Source organism: Sporomusa sp. (assembly GCF_035561155.1).
Classification (GTDB): Bacteria; Bacillota; Negativicutes; order Sporomusales; family Sporomusaceae; genus Sporomusa.
Map to the genome: position 1 here is coordinate 17,007 of NZ_DATMYD010000083.1, position 15,096 is coordinate 32,102.

A 15,096-nucleotide genomic window follows, 5' to 3' on the forward strand; every position below is an offset into this window, starting at 1 on the left:
ATGTGGAATCATAGCTGCAGGTATTTTACAACAAACAGCTAATTAAAAGCTTTTGTCGCAGTTTAAGTTGTAAGGGAGATACCTAGCATGAAATCCTCACGTAAACTTACTACATTAGCTAACGTACTTTTCTGCTTTAACGGCATTATTTGCCTGCTGCCTGGAGTGGTTCTGATTCATATTGCCAGGAGTTTTCAAGTAGATACTCATATTATCGGCTATATTTACACCTTGTTTACTCTTGGCAATATTACGGCAGTGCAGTGTAATGGCCGCCTGCTGGAAAAAACAGATATAAGAGTGCAGCTATTATTGGTCGCAGGCCTGGTGGCGGCAAGTATTATTGGAATTTCCAGTGTCGGCAGTTTGCCTTTATTCGCTTTTTTTGTATTTGCCTTTGGCGTCGGCAATGGTTTCTTTTCTTCGACAGCCAGTTACATTATCGTGCATTTATATGATAACAAAGACAGGTCTTCGCGATTGAGCGTACTCCACTTTTTTTTCAGCATTGGTGCCATTATTTCACCGCTTCTTTCCGGGGCTTTATTAGCGAACGGTATTGAGTGGCAGTCTATTTACCGGTTGGTACTACCGTTACTGGCCGGTGTTTTGCTGTTCGTATGGTTCACTCCGGTTAGGTTAAGTAAGCGCCAGCAACATGTTGAGAAGAATAAAATTGACAAACTCAAGCTTAGTGCCTATGCAATTGCCGTAAGTTTGTTCTGTTATATGATTGCGGAAGGCAGTTTTATGTTTTGGGGGAATACGTACTTTATTGAGTATCTGGCGGTGGATGCAACCCAAGCCGGATTTCTCATCTCGGTATTCTGGTTTTTCATGTCGGCAGGCAGAATTTTATCAGGACTGATTTTACGAAAAGTCAATGTAGAAAAATACATTCTGATTTGTTCAGGCGTAGCTTTTGCCGCCTTCATGGTATTGGTTAACAGCTCGGATTACTTTACTGTGCTGGCAGCAGTAAGCTTAATGGGTCTGGGTTTTTCCGGGCTGTATGCGTGCATCTTGTCGTATGGTACCTTGCAGTTACCTTATCCATCGGCTGCATTGATGTCACTATATATTACGTTTGGCTCCTTAGGGGGACTGACAGCCTCGCCCTTTTCCAGCTGGCTGAAACATTCCTTTAGCTTGAAGGCAGCACTGATGATTAGTGGCAGTTTTATGGCAGCCGTTTTTATTTTAATTGCACTCACTGTCGTTAATGCTGGCAGCGAAAATAATCACCAAAAACCAAATTGAAAAAAAACACAAAAAAATCTAAATTTTTTCCTGTTGTCAGAAAAATAGTACTCGTGCTAGTATGGTAGTATGGTAGTGTGGCAGTAGGCAATCGAGAGTAGCGAAGGGGGATCTAGACGTTGTTAATAATAGAGCAAAAACCTCAGGAATCGATTCGTGAGTATGTTTATAGGTTTTTGAGAATGAATATTATCGACCTCAACCTTCCTCCTGGACAAAGTATTTCAGAACAAGATGTGGCCACTCAGCTAAATGTAAGCCGCACTCCGGTAAGAGAAGCCTTTATTAAGCTGGCACAGGAAAACCTGTTGGACATTATCCCGCAAAAGGGGACCTATGTTTCCCTGATCGATATTGACCAGGTTGAGGAATCTAAATTTGCCAGAGAAACGCTGGAAAAAGCAGTTATTCAGCAAGCTTGCGTCAGTTTTCCCAGTGAGGATTTGCTGCAGCTTCAGACCAGTCTGGCGCTACAAGAGTTGTGCATCAGCGAAAAAAACTATCACAGATTCTTTGAACTTGACGAAACAATGCACGGGCTTATTTTTAAAGGGTGCAAGAAGAGCCGCACCTGGAACATGCTGCATTTGATGAATGCGCACTACAACCGGGTCCGCATACTGAATCTAAAGGTGAAAGAATTTGAATGGGAGCAGCTGATTGAGCAGCATAGCGCACTTGTTAGGGCGATTCGCGAAAACGATGTAGTCTTAGGAAAAAAAATAATTGATTTGCACTTAAACAAGGTAGTTGTCGATTTAGAACATTTGAGGAACGAGCAGGGGCATTATTTTTTGCCTTGTAAACAACAGACATTTACTATGACAAACAAATAGGGGGAATACCGTATGCTTATGTCTTTTCGTTGGTATGGCAACAAGCTTGATAAGATCCCACTGAGCTATATCAGACAAATTCCTGGTATGAAAAATGTGGTCAGCGCCATATACCATATTCCTGTTGGTGAAGTGTGGCCTTATGAGGACATTCTGGAGATTAAAAACCAGATTGAAGCCGCCGGCCTCACCTTTAAAACAGTGGAAAGCGTGAACGTTCATGAGGATATCAAACTTGGTCTTGCCACCAGGGATCGCTATATCGAAAACTACTGTATTACGCTAAAGAACCTGGCTAAAGCAGGGGTTGATGTAGTCTGCTACAACTTTATGCCTGTCTTTGACTGGACCCGGACAGAACTGGCAAAAGAACTGCCTGACGGCTCTACAGCCCTCTTTTATGATGAAAAGATTATCAAAAACTTAGAGCCAGCCAAGCTTGTTGAAGATATGGAGAAAGGCTCTAACGGTTTTGAACTCCCCGGCTGGGAAAAAGGTCGTCTGGCTTCTATCAAAAAGCTGTTTGACTTGTACAAGGACATTGATGAAGAGAAACTGTTTGAAAACCTGAAATACTTCCTGGAAGGCATTATTCCTACTGCCGAAGAGTGCGGTATTAAAATGGCCATTCATCCGGATGATCCGCCCTGGTCTGTATTTGGTCTGCCGCGGATTGTAACCTGCAAGGAAAACCTTGAGCGTATTGTCAAACTTGTTGACAGCCCGTCTAACGGTCTTGCACTGTGCAGTGGTTCGCTTGGCGCCAATCCGAACAATAACATTCCAGAGATTTTTGGCTATTTTGCTCAAATGGGACGCCTCCACTTTGCTCATGTTCGCAATATTAAGATATATGAACCAGGCGTGTTTAGTGAAGTCGCCCATAAAGATGATACTTCTTCGCTTGATATGTACGGTATCATGAAAGCACTCCATGATGCAGGCTTTACCGGCCCGTTACGACCTGACCACGGCAGGATGGTTTGGGGTGAAGAAGGCATGCCTGGCTACGGTCTCTACGACCGGGCGATGGGGGCTGTATATCTGTATGGCTTGTGGGATGCCATCGACAGGTGCGCAAAGGGTTCCCTTTCCGCTAAATAATGATTAAATAAGCAAGGGGGCAAAGGCCTTGGAATGTCTGAAAAGATTTGCTCTAAAGATTGACACATTGTTTGAAAACTGTGCAATATTTGCATTGCTCGGTGTAATTATCGTCATGGCTGTTCAAGTATTTACCCGGAAGGTATTTAACTTTGTTTTCTTCTGGTCAGAAGAAGCCATTCTATTGTGTCTGGTATGGTTTGCCTTCATGGGCATTGCCATTGGTTTCCGCGAGGGTGTGCATATGGGGGTCGAAGCGTTGACTGACCGCATGTCTCCTAAGGTTAACTTCTGGATTGACAAGTGGATTGAGCTAATGGGCCTTCTCTACGGCTTGTATTTTGTGATCTACGGCTGGGAGTTTACTGTACTGATGTTTGATTCCACCCTGCCAGCCACTAAATTGCCTAACAGTATTGTGTATCTTGTTATGCCGGTAAGCGGACTTATGGTTTGCGCTTATTCGCTCTTGCACCTGGCTGGCATTGATACCAAGCGTCACACAGGATCTGATCTTGAGATTGGCGGAGACATGGAGGGCAAAGAATAATGGACGTAAATGATATTGCAGTATGGCTGCTTGGAATTAGCTTTATTGGAACCGTACTTCTTAAACTGCCTGTAGCCCAGGCGTTATTTGCCTCGTCTTTGTTAACCATGGTGTTCCTTGACGTTCCCCTTCCTACTGTTGGGCAGCAAATGATTAATGGCGTTAGCACGTTTTCCTTGTTAGCTATTCCGTTTTTCATTCTCACAGGTCAAATCATGGGCGAGGGCGGCTTGGCCCAGCGATTGGTCGACTTCGCCAGTTTGCTAGTTGGCAGGATTCGTGGTGGCCTGGCGCTGGTAAACTGTATTGCCTGCATGTTCTTTGGTAATATTTCAGGCTCAGCCGGTGCGGATGCAGCTTCGGTCGGTTCGGTTATGATCCCGGCCATGAAGAAAAAAGGCTATGATGCCGACTATGCGGTTGGTCTTACCATTTCTTCAGCCATCCAAGGAGTTGTTGTACCGCCTAGCCATAATCTAGTATTATACTCGATCGTTGCTGGTGGCATTTCCATTAAGAGTCTATTCCTTGGCGGCATTGTTCCTGGTTTTATATTGCTTGGTTCACTTATGACTGTAGCTTATATAATGGCCAAAAAACGTAATTATCCAGTTAGTGACCCTGTTGACAGAAAAGCTATACCACGTATTGTTTTTGACGGACTGTTATCTATTTCTCCGGCCTTCATTATTCTTGGTGGTATTATCTCTGGGGTGTTTACTGCTACTGAATCAGGTGCCCTGGCGGTTGTTTATTCCTTTATCCTGGCTTTCGGCTTTTACCGTGATGTACCGGTAACCCGCATGTGGAGTGTGCTTAAACGTACTCTGCGTACGGTATTAATGGTTTACTTCCTGATTGCCGCATCGGCCGCCTTTGGCTATGTAATGGCCTACCTGAGCATACCTGATATGATTACCTCTTGGTTTTTGAGCATATCGGAAAATCCATATGTTATCCTAATGCTTATGAACATTCTGCTCATAATTTTGGGCGGGCCTATGGACATGGCACCTATGATTCTGATTTTAACGCCTGTATTGCTGCCGGTAGCTACGGCTATGGGCATGGATCCTGTTCACTTTGGCCTTATGCTGGTATTTAATGCCGGAATAGGATTATTGACACCCCCGGTTGGAACAGTATTATTTATCGGCTGTGCTATCGGCGGCGTCAGTATATCCCAAGGTACTAAAGCCATGATGCCATTCTTCTATGCTATGCTGGTGGTTCTACTTCTAATCACCTATGTTCCGCAAACTGTCCTATGGCTGCCGTCTCTCTTTAAATAGAGTCTAGTTAGGGTTTGTATACGGATGGCAGAGGGGGCGATTTGTACAGAAACTGTCACGGTGTATTAGGTATCCGTACTAATTATTAAGGGGGAGAACAATGAAAAGTAAAAAATGGTTAGCGGCATGTTTAGCAGTTGTTTTGGGGGCAGGAATCGTGGTATCAGGCTGCGGCGGCGCTAAAAAAGATGGTGCTGCAGGTGATGCTCAGAAACCCAAGTACACTTTCCGGTTAGCAGAAGCTCATCCCTCCGATTATCCTACAACTCTTGGTGACAAAAAGTTTGCCGAGCTTGTTAATGAAAGAAGTAAAGGCCGCATTCAAATAAAAGTATTCGATTCTGCTCAGCTTGGTGATGAGAAGTCAGTCGTTCAGCAGATTCAAATGGGTTCTCTTGAATTTACGCGCGTCAGCACAGGTAACTTAGCCGAGTTTAATAAGGCATTTGGCGTATTCTCCCTGCCTTATATCTTCAATGATGATGCTCATGTATGGCGCTATCTTGACAGTGAGTCAGGCAAACAACTGCTGGCCAGTCTTGATAAATCCAAAATGGTAGGACTTGCTTACTATAGCTCAGGCTCCCGCAGCTTCTATACTAAAAACCCTGTTAAGTCACCTGAAGACTTAAAAGGCATGAAAATCCGTGTTATTCAAAATGCTATTAACATTGACCTGATGAAAGCCTTTGGTGCCAGCGCAACCCCGATGGCATATGGCGAAGTATTCAGCGCCTTGCAGACTGGCGTTATTGACGGCGCTGAGAACAATGCGCCCAGCTTCCTGACCGCCAGCCATAACCAGGCTGTAAAAAACTATGTGTTAGACAGTCACCAGAGAGTGCCTGAAGTGTTAATGATGAGCAAAATAACCTCAGATAAGCTGTCTGAAGAAGACCGCGCTCTCATTAGACAAGCCGCCCAGGATTCTGTTCAATATCAAAAAGAGCAATGGGACAAGTTTGACAAAGATGCAATGGATAAGCTTGTTAAGAGCGGTGTAGTTGTAACTGAAGTCAAAGATGTGAAACCTTGGCAGGATGCAGCTAAGCCGGTTATCGAAAAATACGGTGTTGATTTTAAAGCCGAATTGGAAGCTATCCAAAAACTAGCTAAATAGTTGAGCGTAAAAAAAGCATAATTGCGGCGGCTGTTCATCGCTCAGATGAACAGCCGTTTGTTTAGCCGTTCAGTCACAATGCTGGTATGGGATGTTTGGTGTGTGGAAATTTTAGAATCAGTGTTTGACTTTTACATTAGATTGAAAAAAAGAAGGGAGTCATCCAATGTTACAGTTAAATAAAGAAAGTATAAAAAATACTGCCCAATGGGAACAAGCAGGTATCGAAAATGTAAAATTTGATTATGATCAAATGACGGCCATGACCAAGGAAAACCCGACATGGGTGCACTTTGGGGCTGGTAATATCTTCAGGGGCTTTATCGCCATGCTGCAGCAAACACTCCTAAACTCTGGCAAAGTGGATACAGGAATTGTTGTTGTCGAAACATATGATCATGAAATTATCGAAAAGATTTATGCCCCTTATGATAATTTAGGTTTATTGGCTATTATGAATACTGATGGCAGCCTGGAAAAAAAGATTATAGGCAGCATAAGCGAAAGTCTAATAGGGGACCCTGCCAGAGAAAATGACTGGCAGAGACTACAAACCATATTTGCTACCCCTTCGTTACAGCTAGCAAGTTTTACCATAACTGAAAAAGGGTATAGCTTAAAGAATGCTTCCGGTGAGTATTCCGTAGATGTGCAGGAAGATATGGCGAACGGGCCTAAGCGACCTAAAAGTGTTATGGCTAGAATAACGTCCCTGGCCTATACCCGCTACAAAAATGGTGAACTGCCGATTGCTTTCGTCAGTATGGATAACTGCTCCCATAATGGCGATATACTACACAGCGCTGTTGCGGCAATTGCCGCCAAGTGGAGCGAAACGGGCTTAGTGGAAGAAGGATTTCAGCATTATATAAATAATCCTGAAAAGGTGTCCTTTCCCTGGAGCATGATCGATAAAATTACCCCCAGACCTGCTGAAAGTGTTAAAGCCGCATTAAGTGAAAGCGGTTTTGAAAGTACAGAGATTCTTTGTACAACTAAAAATACATTTATTGCTCCTTTTGTTAATGCCGAAAAGTCGGAGTACCTGGTAATAGAAGACAAATTCCCGAATGGCCGTATGCCGCTGGAACAGGCTGGTGTAATCTTTACCGACAGGCAGACTGTGGATAGGGTTGAAAAGATGAAAGTATGTACCTGCCTGAATCCCCTGCATACCTCGTTGGCGATATTTGGCTGTTTGCTGGGGTATACATTGATAGCAGACGAAATGAAAGATCCGGAATTGAAAAAGCTGGTAGAAAAAGTAGGCTACGAAGAAGGAATGCCAGTTGTTGTAAATCCACAGATTATCGATCCGGAAGCCTTTATCAGAGAAGTCATTGAGGTAAGATTCCCTAATCCGTATATACCTGATACACCCCAAAGAATTGCCACAGATACATCACAAAAGGTAGGTATACGGTTTGGCGAAACCATCAAGGCTTATGGCCAAAGGCCGGGTTTGGATGTAACCAATCTTAAGTATATTCCGCTTGTTATTGCCGGTTGGTGCAGATACCTGATGGGTGTGGATGATCAGGGCAAGGAAATGAGTTTAAGCTCAGATCCTCTTTTGAGTACGTTGAGGGCTTACATTTCAGGGATTAGATTGGGTGACACCACATCAGTACAAGTGAATTTAAAGCCAATACTTTCGAATAAAGACATATTTGGATCAGATCTTTATTGTGTTGGACTAGGGGAGAAGATTGAAGGCTATTTTGCTGAAATGATAGCTGGAACCGGTGCAGTAAGAGCTACCCTGCAAAAGTATTTATAAAAGACAATAAGCAAGTCGTAGTCCTCGAGTAATGCAAAAAAAGCTCAAGTAGCGGTTGGAGATGCCTGCTGCCTGAGCTTTTTTTCCTATGGCTGAAAAGAAAAAACACCTAACCTATGAAGGAAAGGTGTGATTATGCAAAATATTCTCCGCTAAACGGAAAACTAGTTAAATATCAGCGGCATTAGTAGCATTAAAGATATAATACCCATACATTGCAGTAACTCTTTCAAATGTATTACTCCCTTCACTAACAATAAAATATCAAAGTATTCGACAATATAGTAATATTATCCACAAATCTTGATAACAATAGTATAATAGTAAATAAAACTGTAAACGTCAATTGCTTTTTAATATTGTAAATAAAAAATACTGGGTTGTACAAGTCCTTTAGGATACTGGCAGAAACTGCCTGTGCCTGTAGGGGAATAGCGGTTGTACTTATTATCAGAAGGGGCATACTTTCTGATCATGTAGAAACAGTTTTTGGAAAATGGAGATAAATTACGTGGATATAAGACAGTTGGAATATTTTATTGAGGTTGCACGCCAGAAAAACTTCAGCAAAGCGGCAGAAACATTGCACGTTTCACAGCCTTCTATCAGCAAGACCATTAAAGATCTGGAAAGTCAGCTTGGTTCGGTATTGTTTTACCGGAATCCTAAGTCTGTTGAGCTAACCGATGCCGGCGAAGCAATCCTTGAACAGGCACAGCAGATCGTTTCCTCTTTTCAAAACATCAATGCGCAACTCGGTGGAATCACTAAGCTTCAATCAGGTAAAATCCATATTGGATTGCCGCCGATTACCGGCGTAAGCGACTTTGCTCAGTCGCTGGGGCAATTTAAAAACGAATACCCTAATATCCAGATTAACTTGTATGAATATGGCTCAAAGAAAATAGAACTGGGAATCCAAGACGGTACGCTGGATTTGGGGATCATTTATGTACCCTGTGAAGAAGAATCGCTTTATGAAACCGTTTCTTTTGTGCAAGACCGGCTTAACATTGTCATGCACCCCAAGCACCCTTTAGCCAAACAGAGCGTAATTACTTATCAGGATCTTAAAAATGAGCAGTTTGTTTTATATAGTAATGACTATATCCTGCATGATAAAATTATTGAACGTTGTAAAGAGGCCGGCTTTACCCCAAACATAATCTTTGAAACGTCCCAGCAGGAACTTATGACTCAAATTGTTGCAGCACGTCTTGGGGTAGCGTTACTCCCCAGTAAGGTATGCCAAGCACTTAAGACTGACACATTTACTACGCTGCCTATGGCCGATCCGCAGCTCTACCTGCAATTAGCCATGGCGTGGAAAAGAGGCCGGTATTTGTCCCATGCCGCCCGGGAACTGATTGCCTTTGTGAAACGGGAATAACCGCCAAAATTTGCAAATCTTTTGCTGGTTGTATATAATAAAAGCACTAGTTAGTGATCGGCGTTAATTTTAATCAGATGGTGCGGATGATAAGGTAACGTTGAGTAAAAACTAGGACCTGCCAGGGTCCTAGTTCTAATTTTGTTAGTGAATAAAAAATATTATTGGAGGTTCCAGTTGAAGAAGAACGACAAACTATTAATTATACCACTTGGGGGTCTTGGCGAGATCGGGAAGAATATGACGGTGTTCCGTTACGGCGATGACATGATTATCCTGGATTCAGGCCTCGCTTTCCCGGAAGAGGACATGCTAGGTATTGATTTAGTGATACCTGACATGACCTATCTCATAGAAAATAAGGATAAAATTAGGGCAGTTGTCTTAACCCATGGCCACGAGGACCATATCGGCTCCTTATTTTATCTACTGCGCCAGGTCGATGTACCTGTGTATGGCTCTAAGCTTACCCTCGGTTTAGTAGAGGGACGGCTCAAGGAGTATGATGTCTCAGCCCACAATCTCATTCCGGTAGCTCCCGGAGATTCGCTCACGCTCGGACAATTTGAAGTCGGTTTTATCCGGGTTAACCACTCGATTGCCGATGCTTTGGGTATTTACCTCAAAACTCCGGTAGGAACGGTTGTTCATACCGGAGACTTCAAAATAGATCAGACCCCTGTTGACGGCAAAATGATAGATATCCATAAATTTGCTGAGCTAGGGAATGAGGGAGTACTTGTGCTAATGTCTGACAGCACCAATGCTGAGCGTCCAGGCTACACTAAGTCAGAACGCACAGTAAGCGTAGCGTTAGATGAGCATTTTCGCGCCGCGAAGGGGCGAATTATTCTAACAACCTTTGCTTCTAATGTACCTAGACTACAGCAAGCTATTACTTCGGCCTGTAAATATGGGCGCAAAGTAGCGCTGCTTGGCCGGAGTATGGTAACCGTTATAACTAAGGCTCAGGAGCTTGGTTATATGAGCATCCCGGAAGGAATCCTGATTAGTGTTGATGAAATCAACCGTTATCCTGACAACCAAATGCTTATTTTGACCACAGGCAGTCAGGGCGAACCCATGGCGGCGCTAAGCCGTCTAGCATCGAAAAATCATCGTAGTTTAGAATTGGCTCACGGAGATACTGTGCTTATCGCGGCTAGTCCGATACCTGGCAATGAGCGTTCCATAGGTCGAACTATCGATGCATTACTTCGCTCAGGCGTGCATGTCGTTTATGAAAGAACGTCAGGCATCCATGTTTCCGGCCACGCCAGCCAGGAAGAGCTTAAACTCATATTGAACCTGACTCAGCCCAAATTTCTCATTCCTGTGCATGGTGAGCACCGGATGCTCAAACACCATGGAAAACTGGCGAATGAGCTAGGAATACCTAAAGAGAACGTTTTTATTGGTGAAAATGGTCATGTTTTTGAGTTTACTGCAGAGACCGGACGTATGGCTGGTAAAGTAACTGCCGGAAAAATCTTTGTAGACGGTTTAGGTGTCGGTGATGTCGGCAATATTGTTATCAGGGATCGACGCCAACTCTCTCAAGACGGCGTATTAATTGTTGTTGTTACCCTTGATAAAAGCAGGGGCTGTGTTCTCGACGGTCCGGATATTGTTTCCCGGGGATTTGTCTACGTACGAGACTCAGAAGCTTTAATTGACGAGTCTCGCAAAATAGTAAAAAGCGTGTTAGAACGTTTTGAAAACCAGCCAATAACCCAATGGGCGCCGCTCAAGGCTGGCATGCGGGAAGCACTGGCGAAGTATTTATTTTCTAAAACCGGACGCAGGCCCATGATTTTGCCAATTATTATGGATCTATAAGCTGCCGTCGAAGGGCTTACTCAAAAGACCTACAAGCAATTAGCTGCTTGTAGGTCTTTACTATTGTACGTGTGTAGACTTTAGTAACGCGCCCTGTTTACTTTTTTTGGAGAAACCCGTAGTACCTTGCAGGATTTACCACACCAATTTAGAAAGGATATTAGAAATAAAGGTTTCAGGGAGGTTAGCCAGATGTCGGAAAAAACGGTAAAAGTTCTTCAGCTTATTGACCATGATTTTGAAGACCTGGAATTGTGGTACCCTGTTCTCCGATTGAGGGAAGCCGGTGTAGAAGTGCACATAGCCGGTGAAAAGAAGCAGGAAACCTATATCGGTAAATATGGCGTGCCAGCAGTATCTGACTGCAGCTTTTTAGAGGAGAATGCCGAAGATTATGATGCTTTGCTAGTGCCAGGCGGGTGGGCACCTGACAAATTAAGGCGCTATCCTGCAATCTTGAAGCTGGTGCAGGAGTTTAATGTCAGCGAGAAGCCTATTGGGCAAATCTGTCATGCTGGTTGGGTTCTTATTTCTGCCAAGATCCTAACAGGCCGGAAGGTTACCAGTACCCCGGGTATCCGTGACGACATGGAAAACGCGGGTGCTATTTGGTTGGATGAACCAGCCGTTATTGATGGACATATTGTATCAAGCCGGCGTCCGCCTGACCTGCCGCAGTATATGCTAGCTTTTTTAAAGGTTTTGTTAGGGAAAAAATAATATTGAACTGAATAATAAAATCGGCCGGCCAAGTCCTGTAGCAAAAAGGTTAGGGTTGATTTTAATTTGCATAAAATTCCGAAAAGAAAAAAATTTTATTCCCAGGTAGGAATTAGCGAGGTCAGTGTAGAATGTGAACAATGGGATTAATTAACAACAATTACAAATGTTACATAGATGGATGGTATTGCTGTCTAACTTGGAGTCGGAAAGTAAAATGCAATGCGGGAATATATATCTTGTGCTTATTTAAATATGGAATAAATTGCATTTTAAATACTCTTAAGGCGTACGGAGTTTAGATTTATCAGAGTTTTTTTGTTTTCCGATTCTAGGTTTTACATTAAAAAGTTGCCGGTTACTTTACGGTGACTAATGGAAACAGAATCAAAAACTAGGGGGGTGTTTGTCAGAATAAGTTCGTGAAATAACGTAGTTGTTTGGATTTAACAATCTGAAAAACACAAAAAAAAAGGGGGATATATTTTTATGGCTTGGAATCCTACCGAATTGAAGGACTGGCAGATAGCAGAGTTAGCGGAAGCAGCGGGAGCTATCCCTAGTACCGAAAAGTACATGGAAATGATGGGACTGCAAAAGGACGAAATAATTCCTTATGGCAAGACTCCGAAGGTTGATTTCCTGAAGGTTATGGACCGCCTGAAAGATAAGCCAGATGGCAAGTTTATTGAAGTAACTGCTATCACTCCTACCCCACTGGGTGAAGGTAAATCAACTACCTCCATCGGCATTATGGAAGGTCTGGGTAAACGTGGTGTAAACGTTGGTGGCGCTCTGCGTCAGCCTTCCGGCGGACCGACTATGAACGTAAAAGGTACTGCTGCTGGCGGTGGTAATGCACTTTTAATTCCTATGACTGAGTTCTCTCTCGGCTTGACCGGGGATATCAATGATATTATGAATGCACATAACCTGGCTATGGTTGCTATGAATGCTAGAATGCAGCACGAAGCCAACTACACTGATGCCGAGTTAGCCAAGAGAGGCCTGAAAAGACTTGACATCGATCCCAAGAATATTGAAATGGGCTGGGTCTTAGACTTTGCTGCCCAGGGTCTGAGAAACATCATTATGGGTATTGGCGGCAAGAAGGACGGCTTAATGATGCAGTCCAAGTTCGGTATCGCCGTTGGTTCCGAGTTGATGGCTATTTTGGCTGTGGCCAAAGATTTAGAAGATATGCGCGAGCGGTTTAAACATATTATAGTTGGCTATAACAGACAGGGTGATCCAGTTACCACTGGTGACCTGGAAGTTGACGGCGCTATGGCCGCCTGGATGCGTAACACAATTAATCCTACACTTTGTGCTACTGTTGAAGGTCAGCCTTGTTTCGTTCATGCTGGTCCGTTTGCTAACATCGCCATTGGCCAGTCCTCCATCATTGCCGACCGCGTTGGCTTAAAGTGCTTCGATTACCATGTTACCGAGTCTGGTTTTGCTGCCGATATCGGTTTCGAAAAATTCTGGAACGTCAAAGCCCGCCTGAGCGGAATGACACCAAACGTTTCTATCCTGGTTGCTACTGTTCGCGCCTTGAAGATGCATGGTGGCGGACCTACCGTTGTTCCGGGCCGTCCGTTGCCTGATGAGTACACCAAGGAAAACCTGGGACTGCTCGAAAAGGGCTGCGAGAACATGGTACACTTGATCAATGTGATCAAGAAATCCGGTATCAAACCTGTTGTTTGTATCAATGCGTTCTACACTGACACCCCTGCAGAGCATGCCCTCGTTAAGAGAATTGCTGAACAGGCAGGCGCTCGCGCCGCTGTATCTGAACATTGGCTTAAGGGCGGCGATGGCGCTCTGGATCTGGCCGATGCCGTTATGGACGCCTGTAAGGAAGAAGTCAAACTACAGTTCCTGTATCCATTGGAAATGCCGCTTAGACAGCGTGTTGAGAAGATTGCCACAGAAGTCTACGGCGCCGACGGCGTTGATTGGGCTCCACTAGCTGAGGAGAAAGCCAAGAGGTTCGAGGCTGATCCTAAGTATGCAGACTTCTGCACAATGATGGTTAAGTCCCACCTGTCCTTGTCGCATGAGCCGACTTGGAAAGGTGTACCTAAGGGCTGGAGATTGCCAATTCGCGATGTCCTGGTTTATGGCGGCGCCAAGTTCCTCTGCCCGATGGCTGGGGCTATCAGCCTGATGCCGGGAACTAGCTCTGATCCTGCTTATCGCAGAATCGACGTCGACGTCAAAACAGGTAAGGTTAGCGGTTTATTCTAGAACAATCATCCAGAACGAAAGCCCCAGGAATCCGGGGCTTTCGTTCTTATTTTATTGATCACCTGACTCACGGGGACGGTTCTCTTGAGTCAGGTGAAAAGCTATGGTATTATTGTTTATGAGGTGGTAATTATGCCCAGGCAAGCCCGGCAAAGTAGTCAGATAGGTATTTATCATATTATATTGCGAGGGATCAATAAGCAGGTTATTTTTGAAGATGACGAAGATAGACAAAAATTTATTCGCGGCCTGCAATTTTATAAGGAAAACTGCCAAACCATTATATACGGATATTGTCTTATGGATAATCACATCCATCTTCTTCTTAAAGAAGGTAAAGAACCAATAGCTGGCTTCATAAAAAAAGTAGGAGTCAGTTATGTCGCTTGGTATAATCGCAAATATCAGCGGTGTGGGCATTTGTTCCAAGACCGGTTTAAGAGCGAAGCCGTTGACAATGACCAATACTTACTGACCGTATTGCGCTATATTCATCAAAACCCTTTAAAGGCTGGCATTGTAGATGATTTGGCGAAGTATGCCTGGAGCAGTTATCTTGAATATACAGGAAACAGTATCATGGTAGAGACTGATTTTATCGTTGGGATTTTTGGTCAGGAACGTGAAAAAGCTGTGAATCACTTGAAAACATTTATGGATGAAAATGTAGAAGACATATGCATCGAAATTGATGACTCTACAAAACCAAACGACAAACAAGCACAACTATTGATACAAGAATATGTAGGTGTCAATACACTAGCAGAGCTGCAAGTTATGGATAAGCAAAAACGCGATGAAATATTAAATAAAATAAAGCAATTAAACGGGATATCGACTTGGCAAATATCAAGGATAACCGGAATAAGCCAAAGCGTTGTCGCGCGAGCCTGACTCAAAAGAACCGTCCCTGTGAGTCTAAAAAAGCCGCAATCTTCTAGATGTGCAG

The 15,096-nt window shown here is 43.8% G+C and carries 12 protein-coding genes; all 12 read left to right on the forward strand.

What is annotated here, in order from left to right; genetic code table 11:
• Positions 1 to 87: 87 nt before the first annotated feature.
• The 12 genes from VN447_RS10760 to VN447_RS10815 all read left to right on the forward strand — a co-directional run bounded on the left by VN447_RS10760 (position 88) and on the right by VN447_RS10815 (position 15,041).
• The gene (locus VN447_RS10760) at positions 88 to 1,260 is read left to right on the forward strand and encodes an MFS transporter (protein ID WP_325525356.1); all 1,173 of its coding nucleotides are present in this window, start codon (positions 88 to 90) and stop codon (positions 1,258 to 1,260) included.
• Between the two features lie 119 nt (positions 1,261 to 1,379).
• Complete coding sequence (locus VN447_RS10765) at positions 1,380 to 2,096, forward strand: GntR family transcriptional regulator (protein WP_325525357.1); 717 nt, start codon at positions 1,380 to 1,382, stop codon at positions 2,094 to 2,096.
• Positions 2,097 to 2,108: 12 nt separating this feature from the next.
• On the forward strand, positions 2,109 to 3,200 hold the full coding sequence (gene uxuA, locus VN447_RS10770) for a mannonate dehydratase (RefSeq protein ID WP_325525358.1): 1,092 nt from the start codon (positions 2,109 to 2,111) through the stop codon (positions 3,198 to 3,200).
• 28 nt (positions 3,201 to 3,228) lie between these two features.
• A complete protein-coding gene (locus VN447_RS10775) occupies positions 3,229 to 3,750 on the forward strand; it encodes a TRAP transporter small permease (protein ID WP_325525359.1) in 522 nt (173 codons plus the stop codon).
• On the forward strand, positions 3,750 to 5,042 hold the full coding sequence (locus VN447_RS10780; RefSeq protein WP_325525360.1) for a TRAP transporter large permease: 1,293 nt from the start codon (positions 3,750 to 3,752) through the stop codon (positions 5,040 to 5,042). Before VN447_RS10775 ends, VN447_RS10780 begins: the two co-directional genes overlap by 1 nt.
• 100 nt (positions 5,043 to 5,142) lie before the next feature.
• Positions 5,143 to 6,162 carry a TRAP transporter substrate-binding protein gene (locus VN447_RS10785; RefSeq protein ID WP_325525361.1) on the forward strand — a complete coding sequence of 340 codons (1,020 nt, stop codon included), beginning with the start codon at positions 5,143 to 5,145 and terminating at the stop codon, positions 6,160 to 6,162.
• Between the two features lie 166 nt (positions 6,163 to 6,328).
• Entirely contained in the window at positions 6,329 to 7,942 is a 1,614-nt protein-coding gene (locus VN447_RS10790; RefSeq protein ID WP_325525362.1) for a mannitol dehydrogenase family protein, read from the forward strand.
• 511 nt (positions 7,943 to 8,453) lie between these two features.
• Positions 8,454 to 9,332 carry a LysR family transcriptional regulator gene (locus VN447_RS10795; RefSeq protein ID WP_325525363.1) on the forward strand — a complete coding sequence of 293 codons (879 nt, stop codon included), beginning with the start codon at positions 8,454 to 8,456 and terminating at the stop codon, positions 9,330 to 9,332.
• A 177-nt stretch (positions 9,333 to 9,509) separates the two neighbouring features.
• The gene (locus VN447_RS10800) at positions 9,510 to 11,171 is read left to right on the forward strand and encodes a ribonuclease J (RefSeq protein ID WP_325525364.1); all 1,662 of its coding nucleotides are present in this window, start codon (positions 9,510 to 9,512) and stop codon (positions 11,169 to 11,171) included.
• A 192-nt stretch (positions 11,172 to 11,363) separates the two neighbouring features.
• The gene (locus VN447_RS10805; RefSeq protein WP_325525365.1) at positions 11,364 to 11,891 is read left to right on the forward strand and encodes a type 1 glutamine amidotransferase domain-containing protein; all 528 of its coding nucleotides are present in this window, start codon (positions 11,364 to 11,366) and stop codon (positions 11,889 to 11,891) included.
• A 489-nt stretch (positions 11,892 to 12,380) separates the two neighbouring features.
• Positions 12,381 to 14,147, forward strand: coding sequence for a formate--tetrahydrofolate ligase (locus VN447_RS10810; protein WP_325525366.1), 1,767 nt, complete (start codon positions 12,381 to 12,383; stop codon positions 14,145 to 14,147).
• A 93-nt stretch (positions 14,148 to 14,240) separates the two neighbouring features.
• A complete protein-coding gene (locus tag VN447_RS10815; protein ID WP_325525379.1) occupies positions 14,241 to 15,041 on the forward strand; it encodes a transposase in 801 nt (266 codons plus the stop codon).
• Positions 15,042 to 15,096: the final 55 nt, after the last annotated feature.